The sequence below is a fragment of the Sphingomonas sp. genome (assembly GCF_019749955.1).
Lineage (GTDB): Bacteria > Pseudomonadota > Alphaproteobacteria > Sphingomonadales > Sphingomonadaceae > Sphingomonas.
Window position 1 is genome coordinate 1 of record NZ_JAIEPC010000002.1, and the last position, 18,146, is coordinate 18,146.

The window sequence follows — 18,146 nt, forward strand, 5'->3', positions numbered from 1 at the left end:
ACATCGGCTTCGCGGTCGAGCAGGTCGATCTCGGTTTCGGCCAACGCGATCGCCGATTGCAGTGCGATGCCAAGGTCAATCCTTCCTGCTGCATAGCTGGCACGATCGAGCTCTGCGCGCTGCCGCGCCAGTGGCAAAAGCGTCGTCTGCCCGCGTTCGAATCGCTCATGGTGCATGCGGTGATCGGCAAGATCGCCATCAAGCGCGGCAATGAGTTCTCGTTCTGCATCGGCCCGGTCGAGCCGGGCCCGTGCCATCTCGCTTGCCTTCGCGGCGATGATCGGATTTTGCCGCTTGCCAGCGAACAAGGGCAGGTCGATCTTGACGCCAAGCGAGACGAAATTGCCGTAACGCGGCTCCCGGTTGCCGATCGACCCGCTCACCTCCCAATCGGGATTCTTCGCTGCTTGGGCGAGACGGACCTCTGCTGCGGCCTGGCCGACCAGCGCGTCTCTCACCTGAAGTGCGGGCAGCGTCGCCAGACCGGCGCGCAGCCGTGCCGCATCGGGTGAAAGGTCTGGCGGCGGGCCAGTCACTTGCGGGTCGGGGTCGCCTGTCCAGCGCGTCAATTTTGCACGTGCCCCAGCAATCTCGGCGACGCGCTCGCTACGGCGATCGCCAAGCTCCGCTTTAAGCCGCTGGGGTTCAATAGCCTCGGCCGGTCGCACGCTGCCGCTCGCCAACCGGGCGGGTGCAGTCGTCGCCAGATCGGTCAAGCGTTGTCCCAGTAGATCGAGAATCGCCAGTCGCCGCTCGGCATAGTATAAGTCGATCCAGGCCATGCCCGCGGCGATCCGGACGCGACGGCGCTCGGCGGCCGCATCGGCATCGGCCGCACCAATATCGGCAGTCGCGCGGGCTGCGCGGGCTCGACGCTTGGTGATATTGGGGACTTCCTGGCTGATGCCGACGACGCCCATGGTGAAATCGTCGCTGTTGAACCTGCCCGCGTCGGGGCCCGTGAAGGGAAAATCCTGGAGCTTCACTTCCAGCTTCGGGTCTGGCAGCCGATCAGCGGCAATCGCTGTCGAACGCGTTGCATCGGCTTGGGCAGCGCGTGCGGCGATGCTTGGGGCATCCTGGTCAGCGCGCGCAAGCGCATCCTTAAAGGACAGCGGCCCAGCCATAGCCGGAGACCCAACCAACATGATCGTCGAAAACACCAGATAATGGCGCATGCGCAAATTCCCCAGATATGATCCTGGTCAGAAGCCCGGCCTACAAGTGATCGAGGATCATGGCAGCTATCTGCCACCAATCCCGATCATCTAAACCTGAGCATGATGTCGTTGCTTCACGGCGCTCCGCTCAAGAGGCGGGCCGGTCGCGGCTCAAACGATCTGTCGAGGAGGTCTGTCGGGAGCGTCGGCGATATTGGCGATCGTCATGCGCGCAAGACTGGTGGATGGCGGCATGCCGGGCTCGGCGACGCGGTAATCGGGCAGTCCGAGCGGTGCAACCAATGTCACGGCAAGTGTCGCCGCGCAGGCCTGGAGACACGCCTTATGCTCGTCGTCGCAGCACGAGCCCTTTGCCATGCCGTGATCCATCGCCGCCATCTTCGGCATGGGATCGACGCACATCGTCTTCACTGCAAGCGCCGGGATCGGCGCCGCCAGAACGACTATGGCCAGGATCAGGATCAGCAAACGCTTCATTCAACCGGACAACTATCATAACGTATCGGTCTCGCGCCAGCGGCTGTGTCGCGAGGCGGAATTCGAGACCAACGCGGCGGAACGAAAGCCAAACCGCATGATGGAGCCAAGGGCGAGCATGCTCTTTCGGCCAAGTCCAAGCCCGAAAATTGGATCATGAATGAACGACCGTTTTCGGGAAACGGCAACGGTGGCTTGAGCGTCCACAATTGGGTCAAACTTGATACTCCCCGATCAGCCTTCAATGCGAAGGAACCGAGCCGCGTTGTCGTGAAGAATAAGACGCTTCTGCCGAGCGTCGAGAAAGGGTGCTCGTCTAACGCGCTCGATCGCGACGCCGATCGAATCCGGCCAGACCATATTGTCCGAACCGAACATGATGCGCTCTTCCATTCCGGCATCGATCAACCGCTTCAGGTAGGCGTAAAATTGCGTTTCGCTGTAAGCGTAATCGAGAACGGCGATGTCGACATAAAGCTGGGGATGCGCGAACATGACTGCCACCATAGCATCGCCCATCGGCCACCCCGCATGCGCCGCGTAAATTCGCAGCTTCGGATGACGGACGAGTACCGGCTCGAGCCGAAGCGGGTCGCCTGCCGCGGCCCTGTACCCTGGGGTAGCGAAGTAAGCGGTGCCAGGCGGTCCGGGGCCCATATGGATGCCCACCGGAATGTCCAACTCCTCCGCGAGCGCGAAGTAAGGCTCCAGCCTGGCATCGTCGGGGGCAATGCCAGCATATTGAGTGGTGATCTCGCTTAACGCGGCCAATTTTCCTTCGGCGTGCAGTCGACGCAGCATGGCAATAGAGGGCAGTTCACCGTCGCTGCCGAAACCCGCCGCAGGCAGGATCCGCCCGCCGGCATGCAGGCGATAATCCTCAACGGTTGGCGCCGCGCCACCTGCCAGCGCGAGCACGTTATGGCGCTTGAGCGCAGCGATTCCGCGATCCCGCAGCGCTGCGGCATCCGTCGGCGCGACGAGAACGTGCGCGCAGGTCGGCCTGACGGTGAACCATTCCAAATAACGCTCGATCGGTTGCCCCGGATCGCGCGGCGCCCAATTAGGGTAGGGCGCGCATATCTTCCCGCCGGGTGGTCCCTCGGCATCAGGTAAGTCGGCGTGAAAATGCATGTCGATGACGTCATACTGCTCACGCGCCTGCGCTGCCGACGCGGACATTAGCGTTATCGCCAGCAAAATAGCCCGACCGACACTCCGCATTGAGATGTCCCCCCCAATTCCTGAAGCACGATCGGATGTTGCGAACGTGATTGCAAGCGCGTGTCACTTTAGGCCAATGAATGAAGGTCCGCTGATGGGAGCCGTAGGCAGCCCAATGAATGGCCGCTGATGGGTCATTCCGCCCGATAATGGCCATGTCGAGGCGAAGGTTCGCCGCGCCCTTCGCCGCATGACCTCCCACAGCCAGCTTCGGAATTATGGTCAAAATCCGATCTCACCAGGGGTCAAATAGTAGCCGAGCATCCGTTTGGTTCAGAGACACGGCCTGCCAAGGACGAAGGTGTGAATTGAATCACCGGTGCGACGAGATTTGCACGCGTCAAAGGCCGAGAGCGCTTTCTGCATTAACGCCGCCACAGCGAACCCGTCCGCGATCCAGACCTGCCGTCGCACCGTTTGCGAAACTGGAGAACGCCGATGACCCCCGTGACGATCTCACTCACCCGAGGGACCGATCAGTCTGTATACGGCGTGGAAAATTGCGGCGCGGCATGAGCCGCAACACCGCGCCCAGGGCGCAATAGAAGAGATTGGAAAGAGGAAGAGCGATCGGAAGGGGAGTTGGAAAAATTGGATGCGCCGACAGGCGCAGCTGGTTTTTGCAAACTTTCCTTTCGATCCGTGCGTGCACCGGCACGCACGATCGTTCCTGAAGGATATAGTCTATGCGATCAATCTATCCGCAACGCCCCAGCGACGAGCATGCGGGCGATCATGTCGTGGTGTTCGATGTCGAATCGGTCGTCGACGCCGAAGCGGAGGACGGCAGTTTCCCGAAATGGCCGTTGCACCGGCCGGTGGTCGCGAGTTTCCTGACCGCGTCGCTGGACGATCATTGCTACCGGTTTCGGATGAAGAGCATCGTCTGCCAGCCGGGTGGGGAAGCGGACTTCTACCACGCGGTCGATGCGCAGATGCCGACGGGGGTGACGACCGTCGGGTTCAACAGCCGCGGTTATGATTTGCCGGTGATGCAGCTCGGGGCAATCGCCGAACGACGGTTCGATCTGGCCGGCTTGTCGCACCATGTGTGCGCGCACCGATTTGGCCGGTCGCACTGCGATTTGGCGGAGATGTATTCGCTTTATAGCGGGACTAAACGACCGAGCTTGTCAGAGATCTGTGACCGGCTCGGCATCCCTGTGAAAACCAGTGTGCACGGCAGCGACGTCGGTAAGCTGTGGCGATCGGGCGATGTCGATGCCATTGCGCGCTACTGCGAGGAAGATGTAGCAGCGACCTATTGCGCATGGCTTGCGCATCATGCCTGGCGGCACAGCGATGAGGCGTTGATCGTCCGACCGCTTGCCGCTTTCGCGCAGTGGATCGAACGCTCACCCAAACGCACGCACCTCATGCCGTTTGCAACGTCGCCGACTGCCGTCTGGGCACGATCGCGCGCGCTGGCGCTCAGCGTCGCCGATGCGCTTAAACTTGCCGAGCGCCGTGTCCAGCACGCCGCCGACGAACGCGCGTTCAGCGGCGTGGCGACCGCCTTCTAACTCGGCCAACCCAGCCTCTTTCAACCCATCCCATCCCATCCTGCGCCCATGCCGCTGCCGACATCCGATCGGCGGCGCCAAGACGCGCGCCCAGTTCAGGAAATCACCATGACCGACACCTGCTCATTCATCACGCTTGCCGTCGCGAGCATTCGCATCGATGCCAACCAGCGCGGTACCCATTCTGCCATGTCGCATCTGGCCGCCATGGCCGTGCTTATCGCCGAGCGCGATTCGGTTGGCACATGGACGTTCAACCTCAAGCGCCATGCCGTCGCCGCGGGCGACCGCGAAGACAGTTTGCTGCTGTGGGCGCTCAATATCCTGCCCGAATCTGGCATCGTGATCGGTTGGCAGCTTGCCAACCGGGCGATGGCACCGCTGCTCGATGCGGCGAGTACCGGCGATCCCGAGCTTGGCCGTGCCTTTCTCGAACAGCTGACCCGATTGGTGACGGCACCCAGCGTCGATCTCGCCGTCCATCATGGCGGCATCGGTGCACCGCTGCTGGCTGAGATCGCCGCCGGTTACGGTATTGACTTGCCGGTGACCGATTCTGCAGCGGTCGAGAGCGCCTGGGGGTTCGGCGATCGAGCCTGGCTTCGCGACCATGTCGAGGCTGAAGCCGTGGCCGTGTGGCGGCTATGGCTCGCTGAAAGCAACGGCACCGCCGGCAATGCTAGTGCCGCGTTCCACGCCTGGCGTTCGGGCGGCAGCAACACCCGGTCATTCTGACCTTCCACATCCTGTCCATGATCGATGCCGATATCGAGACCATTTTTCGGCATCGCTCGGCCGGCGACCTGAAGCGTGCGCTCCAGAGCGTGCTTGCCGTGCTAATCCGCACGACCCCGCGCCCAGCCCACTGACCGGCTTTCAACGCCATCACGACCTTCAGCCTGCGCAGCAGGCGAAGCCGCCGCACGCCCGTGCGACGGAATACCCAAGAGGAAATACACTCATGATGCATGCCCCAATATCGACCCATTCGGCCAACCTTGCCGCGACAAGCGCCTTTGCTGCAACCACGCCGCAGCAGCCGTTCGACGTCACGCCGATCCTGCACCCGCAGGCAGGCGTGCCTTCTGACAAGACCAAGACATTCTGGTCAGCGACCGCCAATGCGCTGTACATCGTTCGCGAAAACGGCACCGACCTGTTTGGGCAGACGCCCGACTTTGCTGCCAAGCTTGCAGCGTGTCCGGACCTGGTCGACCACGGTCGCCGTGGCCCGATTGGATGCGATGCCGACCCGATCGCCGGGCTCGACCTGTGGCGGCGGGCCGATGATGCTGCGATCATCGATCGGCCAAGCACGCCAGTCGCGTTCCACGCGATCGGCTGGCTGCCGACCGCCATGGACAAGGCCGATTGGCGCGAGCTTATCCTGACATTTCTGGATGAGCAGCTCGTCGCCAACGGCATGGTGGCTGACTGGGCGCTGCATGCGCTCGATGACGGGCAGGGAGGCTGGATCAAAAAGCCCCATATGCACGCCGTTATCACCGGCCGGTTCTGGAGAGGCCCGCGCCTGGGGCAGCCTCAGGCGGCGTGGCTCTCAACCACCAAGCGTCGCAACGCGCTTGGCAACGCCTGGGTGGCGACCGTCGGCGAGGCCATCTAGCCGTGGCGTTCACGATACAGTGGACCGTGCCCGACCAAGCCAACGCTCTGGTCGGGCAAGTTCTAAGCCGGTGCAGGTCATGACCGAGGGTTATCAGCCGGACCCGCCGACCGCAGCCGACCGGCGTCGGCTGCGGTCCGCACGGAAAATCGCCAAGCAACGGGTAGAAATGATCGTCGAGGCAAAGCAGCGCGCGGTGCGCGCTGCTTACCATGCCGAGCTGGGTGCAACCATCAGGTCGGTGTCGCCGTTCCTGGTCGCGCTGTTTGCGGCCCAGGGCATATCGCTGGATCACGCGGTCACCCTGATCGAACCGCCACCTGGCTGGCCGCGCCGACCACGCCTGTCGATGGGCGGCGTGGCCGACATCAAGCAAATCCGTCATTACTATGGCTGGTTCACACGAACGATTTGGGCAGGAAGACGCCCGCCGCCATCTAGGGACGGCACCCATGGCCATAGCTTCGATATTGGCGATGGCGACTGGGCACGGATCGAGGTGTTCGGCCATTCGCTTGAAGTCAGGGCACAGATCGGCGGGGCGCGGTTCGACACGCGGTTCGGCGTGCTGCGGATTGAGCTGCCGGATGCTCTGCCAGATACTTTGGCGATGGCATGCATCGGCAGGCGGGTGAGCGACATTGTCGATCACGCATCGTTGCGCGAGCAGCACTGGCTGATCAGCGGTATCGAGGAAGCGCACCCGAAGTTTCGGGGCCAGACGTTGGTATTGGCTATCGAGACGCTGGCTTACTCGATGCCTTGGGCAGATTTGACGCCTAGCACCTGAAGGCACGAGCAAATTGGCTGCGCTCAAAATGCGCAAGCGAAAGGTGAGCAGTCGCGGCAGCTTTACGGTATTCAAAATCGGAAAAAGCCAACCGGCTGCAATCAATTCTGTCAATCGGCGGTGATAACGATCGGATGGCGGTGGGGCGCTCAATGCCTGGGCCAGCTTTAGCGTTGCGCTGGCGGCTCCGGCTCTGCCGGCTTCTGCGGGTCGGGAACTCGGTCGTTACTGATGTCGAGAACCGAGACAGGCTTTGGGCCGAGGCCATGGCGTCAGCTGCGTCGCGCAGGGCCAACGCTGTATCTGCCGTCTGATATCATTCAAGGGTTCCGTTTTGGGATACCAGGACCTATCGCCTCAATCGTGACCGTTGCTGTGCGAAAGGGAGCAAGGGATGGCAACGACAGACAACTATGCCGCGAGCATCGTTGACCGAAAGCGACAAATCCGAGCGCAGTTCTCGACCAACATAGCTCGGCTGCTCGACGACAAGCATATGAAGCAGTCAACGCTCTGCGACGAGGTCACGCTCGAGTTCGGCCGCATGGGCGTGCTCAAGGACGAACGCGATCCGAACCGCGGCTGGCGCAGTCTGCAGCCTTGGGAGCTCAGCCGTTGGGCGCGCGGCCAGGTCACGCCCGATCCGGTGGCCATCGCCGCAATCGCCAAGGTCCTTGGCGTCCAGCCAGACGACATCGTGCACGGCGTCACGGCGGAATCCGATCCGAACGCCATCGTGTTCACGACCAAGCAGATGGGCGACAGGTTCTTCTGGGAGTTCAAGGGCACGGTCGACGTCGCCACGCATTCAAAGCTGCTGGCAGCGCTCACCGAACGATATAAGGGTGCCTCGTCGACGGTGATCCGGTGCGCCCGCTGCGGCGACAGGCGCGGCGTCGAGCAGCTTAACTTCCACACCGAGCTCGATGGCAGCACCAGCTATGTCTGCGATCCGTGCCATAGGTCGGGGGCTGTCGGCAATCCGCCGAGCGCGTGACACCGGGCGACATCCGCGTCAGTTTCCCAGCGCCTGTGGTTTGAGCGTAGAATCCTGTCCATGCATTGAAGGTCCCCGGAATGGTCCGGCGCCTTCGATCCTGGGGAGGAAGCAACCATGTCTTTCCACGACCTGCCTGCCACGCCTGCGCAATCGGGCCAGCCAGTAAGCGACCAGATGCTTCCAGAGCTGGTCGGCGTCGATGCCGATGGCAACGTCTACCTGGTTCAACGCGACGAGGCGGGCGACGTCGTCCGCTCGCAGAGCTGGTCCCCGGCCACCGATGCGGCGGACACGGTTCATGCCATGATCGAATGGCTGTCGAGCGGCGGTCCTGGTTCGTTCGCCTCGTTCGAGATTTGACCCGCAACGGGACGTCGTGGCGGTCGTCGTCAGTCGCCCGCGCCCATCTCCCAGATGCGCGTGCCGCTCGGGTCGCGCCGGAATCGCCAATCGTTCGTCACCGTCGTTGGCTGGTCGTCCATCCAGTCGATCTGGGACTGTAGGCGCATCCAGTCGATTGCTCTGGCTCTGAAGAGGTCATCGAGCTCGTCGCACGCGGTCGCCATCGCATCGGCGCCGAACCTCGCCAGCGTCCACCACAGGCATCGCGGATCGAGCGCGCCAGCGCGCGCCCATGCTATCATCGAGGACGCCGGATCCAGGGCATCGGCGATGGCCAGTGGCCACATGATGCCGTCGCTGGCACCGCGCCACGCTCGGTCGAGACGGTCCAGCGCCTCGTCATCGATGTCTATCCTTCCACCCATGCGCACCTCCTAGCTGCACGGATATGGTCCCGTACATCCTGGCGATCGCCAAGCGAACAATGCGCTTGAGATTCGTAGCGCATTATGCCAACAATAGATGTGACGCGCGTCCATTGCGTGTAGTTGATTGGGAGATCGCGAAATGTGTGACACTTCACCGAGGCAGGCATACACCACCTTTTCGAAGTCGGGCTGGGGTTCGGGCCCATGGAATAGCGAGCTCGACAAGGCGGTCTGGATTGACCCTGCCACGGGCCTCGACTGCATGTATCGGCGTTGCAGCGATGGGGGATACCTGTGCGGCTATGTCGCCGTCGAGCCTGGTCATCCGCTCTACGGTTTCGACCACGGTGCGATCCCGTCGTCGCTCGGCATCACAGCGCACACCGGCCTGGTGGAGAGCGGCCTGTGTGCGCACGGCAAGGAATCCGAGGCGATGTGCCACGTTCCAGCCGAGGGCCGGCCGCATGACGTGTGGTGGTTCGGCTTCAAGTGCGACGAGGACTGTGACCATCTTCCCGATGGGCGTCGCCAGCGCGGCGGCGCCGACCGAATGGGCATCTACCGCTCGACGACGTACGTGGCCGATCAGTGCACGAGGCTGGCCGCCCAGCTGGACGAGGTGGCCCGTGCGAATGCCGCCCCGTTGGCGATCTCATCGGCTGTGACGGCCGATGCGCCGGTCCGCACGATGGTGCCAGCGTGACCGGGCCATGGGCCTCCAACAGGCCAAGCCCGGTCGCGACGGCATACTCGGGCCGCCGTGATCCAGACCTGCCATGGGGTTACTGGATGCGCACCGCGCCGCATGGCGTCCTCGATGAGCATGGCGCAATCTGGCCGTCGATCAGGCTGGCGTTCTGGCGCGGCAGACTGGGGATGCGGCAAGGCGTCGCCCGCGAGAGCGATGCACCGGTCTTTCGTGACAACGAGCCTTGGCTGGAAGAGCAGTTCGAGGTGCTGATCGCAGTCCTGTCGGTCGCCGCTCGGGGTTTTCATACCGCCAGCCGCGAGCTGTCGGTTGACATCTTCCGAAACTCGGCCGTTTTCCAGCACCACTATCGCAACTGGTTGGTCGGTGCCGGACTGCTGATGATGGGTCCGAACATCTCGAGCAACGGAGTTCTCACCGACGAAGGCTGGGCAGCGCTGCTGATGCTGAAGGCGACGCGACCGAACCAGTTGATCGACGTCGAGGTCGGCTATGGCGCGATCGAGCTGGCCGGCGGCCGAGCGATGGCTGAGATCGCTCATCCCGCTATCGACACCCGCGAGCTCGCCTTCCTGTTCGAGCGCGAGGACATAGCCAGCCAGGCCTGCATCGTCCTGATCGATCGCAAGAGCACCCGGGGGCGGATGCCGATGCGTCACACCCTCTGGTCGGCGTCGTTCGGTGGCAAGCATGAACGCGATCGCATGTTCGCCTGGCTGTGCGCTCGCAGCGATCGCTGGGACGAGTGGGGCAAGACGGCGGGGCGAGGTGCCGATGCTCTGTCCCAGCACCTGCTAGCCACGTACATCTCATCGGTCGACTGGCGCGAACCGAATGGCGGAGAGCATCTGCTGGCGCTGACGCACGTGACGTGAAATCTTAGCTGATCTTGTGCTTTGACCGATGTCGCGATGTCGCATAGCTTTGCGAAAAGGGGGAAGCCAAAATGTCGATGGGGGCGCCGGTCAGCGACACCGGCAAGCTGATGAAGATTGGCGGCCAGCTAGTCCTCGAGCGGGATGAAGGCGGCACCTGGCGTCTGGACTGCGTTCGCCAGTTCCGCGATCTCGTCGGTCACCGCGTGCGTGTGCGCGGAATTCGTGCAGGCTTCGATGTGCTCGACGTGCCGTTGATCGGTGGGATCTCCCGGTGCTGAGGGAGCGCCGTCATATAAAGATTGGTTTATATCGAAGAGTCGACTCATTGACAGACGGCTGTTCGCAAGGCACGAAGCGCAAAGAACAACGGGAGAACGAAGGTGGTTCGCGCTCGGCAGATCGTCGGCATCAGCCTCCCTCCCGCTATTGCGCAAGCCTTCAAGGCGGAAGCACGGCGTCGTCGCATGCCGGTTCGGCAGCTCTTCCAGGAGCTCTGGGCCGCATACGATCCGCCCGCGTCCGACAAGGCGTGAACATGATCTTCGACGATTTGGATTGTGCGCCGGGGGCGACGCGCGGATCGAACCGATTCCAGGCCGCGTTGATGGCCGAATGCAAGGTGGAGCACGACGATGACTGACCAGCAGATCGCGAAGCGCCAACCGACATCGATCGAGCTGTTCGCCGGTTGTGGCGGCCTTGCCCTCGGAATGCATCGGGCGGGCTGGAACGGCCTGTTCGCCGTCGAGCGCGACCCAATGGCGTTCGCCACCCTCGACGCGAACCTGGTTGATGAGAAGGCGCCATATCGAGCGTTCAATCGGTGGCCGAACTGGATGCCGCGCAAAAGCGCCGACTTGGTCGCGCTGCTCGCCGACGAAGAGTTCAGGGACCATCTGCGCGGCCTGCAGGGCAGCGTCGACCTGGTCGCCGGCGGTCCGCCGTGCCAGGGTTTTTCGGTGGGCGGCAAGCGCGACGGCGAGGACGAGCGCAACAGCTTGGTCTACCGCATGCTCGACTTCGTGGAACTGGTGCAGCCGCGCGCGGTCCTTATCGAGAACGTCGAGGGCATGGCGCGCCGCTTCGTGTCTAAACCCGGAACGGCAGGCACGTCGGTCGCCGAGGACGCGATCGCGAAGCTCGAGGACCTCGGCTACATCGCCAGCTACCACCTGATCAACTCGGCCGACTTCGGTGTGCCGCAGGCCCGCAGGCGCGTCGCGATCATCGGCGTGCTGGCCGCCGGCATGTCACGGCAGGAATTGCACGATCTGACTGCCGTTGCGATCGAACGCGGCGCCAAGGCCGTCCGCGTCGAGCACGGCCTGCCTGCGGATGGCTTCATCAGCGTGAAGGACGCCATCGACGACCTTTCCGGCTCGCGGCTGGTCACGACCCCCGACAGCCCGCGCTTCAAATCGGGCACTTACACCGCAGCGAAGAGCGCCTACGCCAAGCTGATGCGCGAAGGCGTGGCGCCAGGCGCGATCCCGGATTCGCACCGCATGTCGGTCCATGGCGAGGGCGTGCGCGCGCTCTATGAGCTGGCGCACCGCACCCAGACCCCGGGCCGCCTGTCGAAGGAGTTCCTCGTCGCGAACGGCACGAAGAAGGACAAGAAGGTGCTGCTCGATTCGGCTGCCGTCGTGGCGACGATCACGACGCACCCAGACGAGTACATCCACTACAAGCACGCCCGGAACATCACGGTCCGCGAGATGGCCCGCCTGCAGTCGTTCCCTGATCGCTTCACCTTCCATGGCCGCTACACCATCAACGGGCCCCGCCGCCGCTTCGACGTTGCGCGCTGCAGCCAGGTCGGCAACGCCGTCCCTCCGCTGATGGGCGAGGGTCTGGGCCGCGCGGTGATCGAGGTGCTCGGCAAGATCGAGGACCGCAAGGCCAAGCCCAACACCGGCCGCCGCACTAAGGTCAATGCCTGACGCGCTACGCGGCCGCCTGACCGGCTTCGGGGATTCCATCAGTCAGGTCGCCGAGCGCGCCGCGTAGCGCGGCCGACAGGTCGTCGGCACGATCTGACGACACCAACACCATCTCGGCCGGCGCGCCCTTGGGCGCGACTGCAGTCGGAAACACCAGGACCGCCTTTGGTAGCTGGTCCTCGAGACCGGCCCAGATCGATGCGAAGTCGCGCAGGTAGCCGAGGACCTTGTAGACGCTGTCGCGCATGTAGGCCGGGTCCTCGCTCTCTTTTACCTCGACGAGGACGCGCCGCTCGGCCGCGCCCGCGCTGAAGCGGACGGATATGTCGGGTCGCCGCTCCTGCGCGGTGATGCCGTGATGGGCGCCAACCAGCTGCAGGTATTCCGACGAGCCGCCAAAGATCCCGCTCGGCACCTGGTCAAAGAAGATCTCGGCCTTCACGCCGTCCGGCCGCGTGTAGGTGGCGACGGCCGAACGGCCACGCTGGATGAGGCCATAGCTCTGCGGCTCGCCGAACCCCAGGTCGGCCTCGATCGACTGCATGACAAGGATTAGCACGTAGAGCTCGAACAAGTCCTCGCTCGCGACCGGCGCCAGCCATCCCTTGCGGAGCAGCTCCAGGATCTGTGCCCACTTGCCCCGGATGACCGCCTGGTCGAAGTCGCGCGCTAGATGGGCCAGCCGCGAATAGCGCGGATCGCGGTGCCGGATCGCCGTGGCCAGCATCCTCGCGTTGATGCGGTGCTCCAGCTCGACGCCCTGCAGATAGGTGTTCGACAGTGCCCGAGCGGCAGCGTCACGGATCCCTGCGAATCGCTGCGGCAGCGCGCCGGTCCCCCGTCGCGCCATCTCGTTGGCGGCGCTGACGATGCGGGTGAGGAACAGCTTCAGCAGCCGGTTTTCGGGGATGTCGGCCGACTTCTCGACGTGCTGGACCAGGTATCGGCCGCGCGGCACGGCGCCCGACAGTCGGCCGAGGATCGTGTCCTGCCAGAGCACGCGCCCCTTGAACGTTGGCTCGACCGATGGCGGCGACGATCGCGATCCGTGGCCAAGGTTCTTGAGCAGCACGGGAAGGTCGCGAAGGATGAACTGCTCGACCTCGGGCTGCGACAACCAATAGGCCGACGCCAGCAGCTCGACGCTCCCGCCGCGATCGTCGAGCCGCTCGAGGAAGGCCTGCACGTCGACCTCGCCGCCGTCCTCGAATGCAGGCAGGAACTCCAGATCGCGCCCGGGCAGCAGATAGCGTCCAGCGCTCGCCGTGTCGCAGATGGCCCGCGCCCAGGTCTCGCGCCTCGACGTCAACGGCTAGTCCATCGCCCCGGTGAAGGCCCGCAGTCGCGCCAGGCTCTCGTCCGGCAACGCTTGCAGGCCCAGGGTGCCGGCCAGCGACGCGGCGATGTCGGCAGTCTGCTCGTGACGCCCCTCGAACTGCGGGAACAGGTAGGATTCGAGCGCCGTCAGGACCAGCTTCGCCGGATCGTCCTCGAAGCGACGCATGCGGTCGATGAAGCGGATCATGTCGAGCGGGATGGCAGGACCGACGCGAAGGCCGAGCGCGCCCAGGCCGGCGCCGGTCTCGACCGCGAAGATAGCCGCCAGCTGGCCCAACACCGCATCGTGCAGGGCGTTGTCGTCACCGTCCTGCAGCACTGCGGCACCGGTCTCGAGGATCGCGCGATAGTCGGCCTCGTTCGGGATCGCGATGTCGATCACCGCGACGCGCCGCGAGAAAGCGAACGACATCTGGAACAGACTTGCCTTGTCGAAGGTGTTCATGGTGCCGATCAGGCGCCAGCCCGGATCGAGCGCATAGACGTGCGTGTCTGCCTGCTGCGTGTTCGCCATGCCCAGCACGACGCGCTGGTAGCTGCCGTCGTCTTGGCGCTTTCGGTAGGGGAGCATGATGCTCTTCCGCTTGCCGCCGAGCAGCGTGAACATCTCGCCGAAGGCCTTGTCGATGTCGGCCCGGTTCATCTCGTCGATGATCAGCCACTTGTTCGCGGCCATCGCCTCGGTGAAGACGCCAGGGATGAAATCGAGCGGCTCGGCGTCGCTGCCTGGCTGCGGGACCGGCATGTAGCCACCGATCGTGTGCACCGATGTCCAGTCCGAAGTCGCCGTCACCACGTCATAGGGTTGCGGGATCGTGCGGCATACCGCTTCGGCGAGCTCGGTCTTTCCAACGCCCGGGGCGCCCATCAGCAGCACATGCTTGCCGGCCGCCAGCGCGGCCACGACCTTCTCGTAGGGCTCGCGCATGCCGCGCAGGTCGCCCAGGTCAGGCTCGTCGGGAAGGGTCGAGAACCAGTCGGGCTCCGGATCCGGCTTAGGCACCTCGGGTTCGGCACCTGCCGGCGCTGCGCCGCCGCCGCCGGCAACGCCATCTGCGAATGCGTCGCCGGCCGCCACCGCGACGGTGGGCAGGTTTTCGCCGTAGTAGAGCAGCAGGATGTTCTTGCCGAACTCGCGGAGCGGCTCGAGCTGGTCCATCGCCTCGTCGACGGTCGCGATCAGGCGGCCAATGTCCGCCTCGATGCTGTCGAAGTTGCCGTCGTTCGGCGTCACGGCCTTGTAGGTCATGAACTGCTCGAACTGGCGGGTCACCGCGCGGACCGACATGCCGTCCTCGCGCCACCAGATGTCGGCATCGCCCCATGTCTTGTATTGGAAGCCGCGCTCGCGCTCGAGCGGGTCGATCAGGTTCTCGAGCTCGTGGCGCACGAAATTGGCGGCGCGACGCGGCTCGGCCTGCTCGGCGCGCGCAGCGCCCAGGAAGATGCCCATCAGCAGCCGAGTCGGGTTCGGGCCGACCAGCCACAGCCGGACATAGACGATGCCGAAGGAATCGTACTTGTCGACGATGCCCTCGGGATAGATGTCTAGGAAGCGCGAAGGCACGCCGGTCGGAAGGTCGCGCGCGCCGCTCGACCAGGCGAAGTCGCGCTTGAGGTTGAGGGTCGCGAGGAAGGCCTCAAGGCCCTCGTTCACCGCGACCGGATCGTCGACAACGAACTCTTCGATGAACAAGGACTTCCCCCCGATGATTCCCGCGCCCGTTCAAGGGCATCATGAAAGACGAGGGATAGATCGTGATGGTTGTTTAGCCAAGCGCCCGGGTGCTATGATGTGCGCCAGCCGGTCGATCGTCGCAGGCCCGCTGGCCGCGACTGCCGGGGCAGCAAAATAATTCGGGGGTATCCGTGGGGGTATCCACTAGACGCGCGCCGCGTCTAGTGACGCATTTCCGCGCTATTCCGGGTCAAGTTCGAATCCCTCCGTCTCCGCCAGAACCGGCACTTCCAATTTGCGCCAAGTCTTCGCCATCGACGGCGCGCTGTGAGGGTGGCGTGGTTGGATGGCAGCGCTCCGGCGTGACTCGTCGCGACGATCAAGTTGCGCTCTGACGGCCGATCAGGCGGTGAAACCCGGTCCGGCGGCAGATGATACGGCGCCCACCCCTTCCAGCAACGATCGGACAATCGGGTTTGGAAAACGGCGACCAATCGTCACCGCGTAAAATGTCTCGACCAGGCCAGGCAGCGACTCGGCTTCGATGAGCGTGCCCGTTGCCAGTTCGTCGCGGACGGCAATCGATGGCAGGATCGCGAGCGCAAACCCCTCGCGCGCGAGCAGGCGCATCATCGCGATGTCGTCGACTTCGGCGGCGATTTGCAGCCGGACGCCCAGACGGTCGGCGAGCGCGTCACACTCGGCGCGGGTGCTATTTCCCTGGGTTGGCAGAATGACGGGATGTGCCGTCAGCAGCGCGACAACTGCGCGCTCGTCCCCAAGCAACGATGGCGCGCCGACCAGACTGATCGGCTGTTCGGACAGTTTGTGCGTCATGAACGGGGTCAGCGCGTCGCTCGCGGGGATCTGGTTGGTCAGGACAATGTCGAGCTTGAGCGATTGCAGGCCGCCCAGCAGCTCGATCGGGCTGCCGGAGCGCAGCACAATCTCGACGTCGCTCCGGCCGAGCAATGGCCGCAGGAAGCTGATCTGGAAGTTGCGCGACAGCGTGGCGAGGGCGCCGATCCGCACGACGTGGCGCGTCCGACCGGTTTCGCGCAGCGTGCCAAGCAATTCCTCGCCCGTCGCAAAGATCGCATCGGCATGGTCGAGCGCGATCTTGCCCGCCTCGGTCAGATGGAGCTGGCGCCCGCGCCGTTCAAACAGCGGATGGCCAAGCCGGTCCTCGAGCTTGCGGATTTGCACCGAGAGCGCCGATTGTGAGACATTGAGCCGCTCGGCGGTGCGCGTCAGATTGCCGTCCTGCGCGACCGCCCAGAAATAGCGCAGGTGGTTGTAGTTGAGATCGGCCATATCCATTCATTAAAGCGAATGGTTTCGACTAAACAATGAATTTTTTGGCGCGCTCTGGTTGGGCTAGCGCGGCGCCGACGCCCATTGGCCCTGCAACCCGGAGCGACCGTGCCGATTTCCTTCCTGCCCTTTGCAGCGCCTGCGCTGCTGCTCGCCGCCGCTCTCATCGGCTTTCTGAAGCCGCAGCGACCGGGTGTGGGCCTGCTGAACGCCGTGCAGGCGCTGTCGGTATTCGCGCTGGTTGCGGCGCTGGGATCGGCGGCGGCGCTGATTGGCTTTGGTCCGGCGACGAGCCCGTTGCTCGGCATGAGCGGCGTCGGCCTGTCGGTGCGGCTGGATGTCGTGAGTGCGGCGATGCTGCTGCTCGTCGCGTTCATCGGCTGGATCGTGGTGCGCTATTCGGCGACGTACCTCGATGGCGAGGCGCGGCAGGGCAGTTTCATGGGGTGGCTGTGCTTCACGCTCGCCATGGTGATGTTGCTGGTGATCGCCGGATCGCTGGCGCAACTCGTGGTGGCTTGGACGGCGATCAGTTTCGGGATCCACCGGCTGCTGCTGTTCTATCCCGATCGGGTCGCGGCGCAGCGCGCGGCGCGCAAGAAGCTGGTGTCTGCGCGCCTCGCCAATCTGGCGCTGTTGAGCGCTGCTGTGTTGCTGGCGTTCGCCTATGGAACCAGCGACATCGCGACCATCCTCGACGCCGCGCGCAGCGGCGAGGGCGGCGCGATGGCGCTTGCGGCGGCGGGGCTGCTCGCGCTGGCAGCGCTGCTCAAGTCAGCGCAATTTCCGCTGCACGGTTGGCTGACCGAAGTGATGGAAGCGCCGACGCCGGTCTCGGCGCTGCTTCATGCCGGGGTGATCAATGCGGGCGGCTTCCTGTTGATCCGCTTTGCCGATGTGATGTTGCTCGCGCCGGGCGTGCTGGCGGTGCTGGTGATGATCGGCGGCTTTACCGCGCTGTTCGGCGGGCTGGTGATGCTGACGCAACCGGCGGTCAAAACGTCGCTCGCGTGGTCGACAGTCGCGCAAATGGGCTTCATGATCATGCAATGCGGGCTCGCGCTGTTCCCGCTCGCCTTGCTGCACATCCTCGCGCATTCGCTTTACAAGGCACATTCGTTCCTCGCCTCGGGGGGCGCGGTCGATCGGATTGCCGCCGCGCGCCGGCCCGGTCCGGTCGCCATACCCAATGCCAAAGCGGTGGGCCGTGCCTTTATCGCGGCGCTCGCGACCTATGCGCTGATCGGGCTGGCGTTTGAAGCGCGCGCGCCATCGGTGCAGGCCACCGCACTCGGCGCAATCCTGATCTTCGGCGTTGCCTATCTGCTCGCTCAAGGCCTCGCCGATGCCGCGCCGCGCGCCTTGACGCAGCGGATGGCGGCCTATGCGCTTGCGGCGTCGCTGGGCTATTTCACACTGCACGCGCTGGCGATTTGGCTGACCGAGGGGACGTTGCCTGCAACGCCGGCGCCGGGGCCGCTCGAATGGACGCTGATCGTGCTCGGTGTGTTGAGCTTTGGCGTGGTCGCGGTCGCGCAGGCGATGTTCCCGCTCTGGGCCTATCATCCCGCCGCCGCTGGCCTGCGCGTCCACCTTGCCAACGGCCTTTACGCCAATGCCGCGCTCGACCGGCTGCTCGGCGGCTGGACGCTGCGGCAGTCGCGCTGAGCGCGCTCCCCGCCTTTTTGGAGATATCT

The 18,146-nt window shown here is 64.3% G+C and carries 18 protein-coding genes; 11 read left to right on the forward strand and 7 right to left on the reverse strand.

Annotated features, from left to right (window positions below; translation table 11 throughout):
• The 3 genes from K2W81_RS00040 to K2W81_RS00050 form a co-directional block, all read right to left on the reverse strand.
• The coding region (locus K2W81_RS00040; RefSeq protein ID WP_294100263.1) for a TolC family protein at positions 1-1,178 on the reverse strand (1,178 nt) is incomplete at its 3' end.
• A 153-nt stretch (positions 1,179-1,331) separates the two neighbouring features.
• A complete protein-coding gene (locus tag K2W81_RS00045; RefSeq protein ID WP_294100264.1) occupies positions 1,332-1,649 on the reverse strand; it encodes a hypothetical protein in 318 nt (105 codons plus the stop codon).
• Positions 1,650-1,892: 243 nt separating this feature from the next.
• Positions 1,893-2,840, reverse strand: coding sequence for an amidohydrolase family protein (locus tag K2W81_RS00050; RefSeq protein ID WP_294100265.1), 948 nt, complete (start codon positions 2,838-2,840; stop codon positions 1,893-1,895).
• A gap of 728 nt (positions 2,841-3,568) precedes the next feature.
• Between K2W81_RS00050 and K2W81_RS00055 the strand changes: the two genes are divergently transcribed.
• The 6 genes from K2W81_RS00055 (at position 3,569) to K2W81_RS00080 (ending at position 8,179) form a co-directional block, all read left to right on the forward strand.
• The gene (locus K2W81_RS00055) at positions 3,569-4,405 is read left to right on the forward strand and encodes a hypothetical protein (protein WP_294100266.1); all 837 of its coding nucleotides are present in this window, start codon (positions 3,569-3,571) and stop codon (positions 4,403-4,405) included.
• Between the two features lie 48 nt (positions 4,406-4,453).
• Positions 4,454-5,140, forward strand: coding sequence for a hypothetical protein (locus K2W81_RS00060; protein WP_294100267.1), 687 nt, complete (start codon positions 4,454-4,456; stop codon positions 5,138-5,140).
• Between the two features lie 226 nt (positions 5,141-5,366).
• Positions 5,367-6,029 (forward strand): MobA/MobL family protein, encoded by a 663-nt coding sequence (locus K2W81_RS00065; RefSeq protein ID WP_294100268.1) that lies wholly within the window; start codon positions 5,367-5,369, stop codon positions 6,027-6,029.
• Positions 6,030-6,108: 79 nt separating this feature from the next.
• Positions 6,109-6,819 carry a hypothetical protein gene (locus tag K2W81_RS00070; protein WP_294100269.1) on the forward strand — a complete coding sequence of 237 codons (711 nt, stop codon included), beginning with the start codon at positions 6,109-6,111 and terminating at the stop codon, positions 6,817-6,819.
• Between the two features lie 394 nt (positions 6,820-7,213).
• Entirely contained in the window at positions 7,214-7,816 is a 603-nt protein-coding gene (locus K2W81_RS00075; RefSeq protein WP_294100270.1) for a helix-turn-helix transcriptional regulator, read from the forward strand.
• 117 nt (positions 7,817-7,933) lie between these two features.
• Positions 7,934-8,179 carry a hypothetical protein gene (locus K2W81_RS00080; RefSeq protein WP_294100271.1) on the forward strand — a complete coding sequence of 82 codons (246 nt, stop codon included), beginning with the start codon at positions 7,934-7,936 and terminating at the stop codon, positions 8,177-8,179.
• A gap of 29 nt (positions 8,180-8,208) precedes the next feature.
• Here the strand turns inward: K2W81_RS00080 and K2W81_RS00085 are convergent, their stop codons facing one another.
• A complete protein-coding gene (locus tag K2W81_RS00085) occupies positions 8,209-8,586 on the reverse strand; it encodes a hypothetical protein (RefSeq protein WP_294100273.1) in 378 nt (125 codons plus the stop codon).
• Positions 8,587-8,728: 142 nt separating this feature from the next.
• Here K2W81_RS00085 and K2W81_RS00090 point away from each other — a divergent pair, with 142 nt between their 5' ends.
• The 4 genes from K2W81_RS00090 (at position 8,729) to K2W81_RS00105 (ending at position 12,119) form a co-directional block, all read left to right on the forward strand.
• Positions 8,729-9,292, forward strand: coding sequence for a hypothetical protein (locus K2W81_RS00090; RefSeq protein WP_294100275.1), 564 nt, complete (start codon positions 8,729-8,731; stop codon positions 9,290-9,292).
• Between the two features lie 86 nt (positions 9,293-9,378).
• Positions 9,379-10,173, forward strand: coding sequence for a hypothetical protein (locus K2W81_RS00095; RefSeq protein ID WP_294100277.1), 795 nt, complete (start codon positions 9,379-9,381; stop codon positions 10,171-10,173).
• Between the two features lie 71 nt (positions 10,174-10,244).
• Positions 10,245-10,454, forward strand: a complete 210-nt coding sequence (locus K2W81_RS00100) for a DUF5818 domain-containing protein (RefSeq protein ID WP_294100279.1) — start codon at positions 10,245-10,247, stop codon at positions 10,452-10,454.
• A 354-nt stretch (positions 10,455-10,808) separates the two neighbouring features.
• The gene (locus K2W81_RS00105; protein ID WP_294100281.1) at positions 10,809-12,119 is read left to right on the forward strand and encodes a DNA cytosine methyltransferase; all 1,311 of its coding nucleotides are present in this window, start codon (positions 10,809-10,811) and stop codon (positions 12,117-12,119) included.
• Between the two features lie 4 nt (positions 12,120-12,123).
• On the opposite strand, the gene K2W81_RS00110 is transcribed toward K2W81_RS00105, so the two are convergent.
• The 3 genes from K2W81_RS00110 to K2W81_RS00120 all read right to left on the reverse strand — a co-directional run bounded on the left by K2W81_RS00110 (position 12,124) and on the right by K2W81_RS00120 (position 16,449).
• Positions 12,124-13,428, reverse strand: a complete 1,305-nt coding sequence (locus K2W81_RS00110; protein ID WP_294100282.1) for a hypothetical protein — start codon at positions 13,426-13,428, stop codon at positions 12,124-12,126.
• Between the two features lie 3 nt (positions 13,429-13,431).
• Complete coding sequence (locus tag K2W81_RS00115) at positions 13,432-15,153, reverse strand: AAA family ATPase (protein ID WP_294100284.1); 1,722 nt, start codon at positions 15,151-15,153, stop codon at positions 13,432-13,434.
• Between the two features lie 384 nt (positions 15,154-15,537).
• Positions 15,538-16,449 (reverse strand): LysR family transcriptional regulator, encoded by a 912-nt coding sequence (locus tag K2W81_RS00120; protein ID WP_294100285.1) that lies wholly within the window; start codon positions 16,447-16,449, stop codon positions 15,538-15,540.
• Between the two features lie 108 nt (positions 16,450-16,557).
• On the opposite strand from K2W81_RS00120, the gene K2W81_RS00125 reads away from it, so the two are divergent.
• Positions 16,558-18,117 carry a proton-conducting transporter membrane subunit gene (locus K2W81_RS00125; protein ID WP_294100286.1) on the forward strand — a complete coding sequence of 520 codons (1,560 nt, stop codon included), beginning with the start codon at positions 16,558-16,560 and terminating at the stop codon, positions 18,115-18,117.
• Positions 18,118-18,146: the final 29 nt, after the last annotated feature.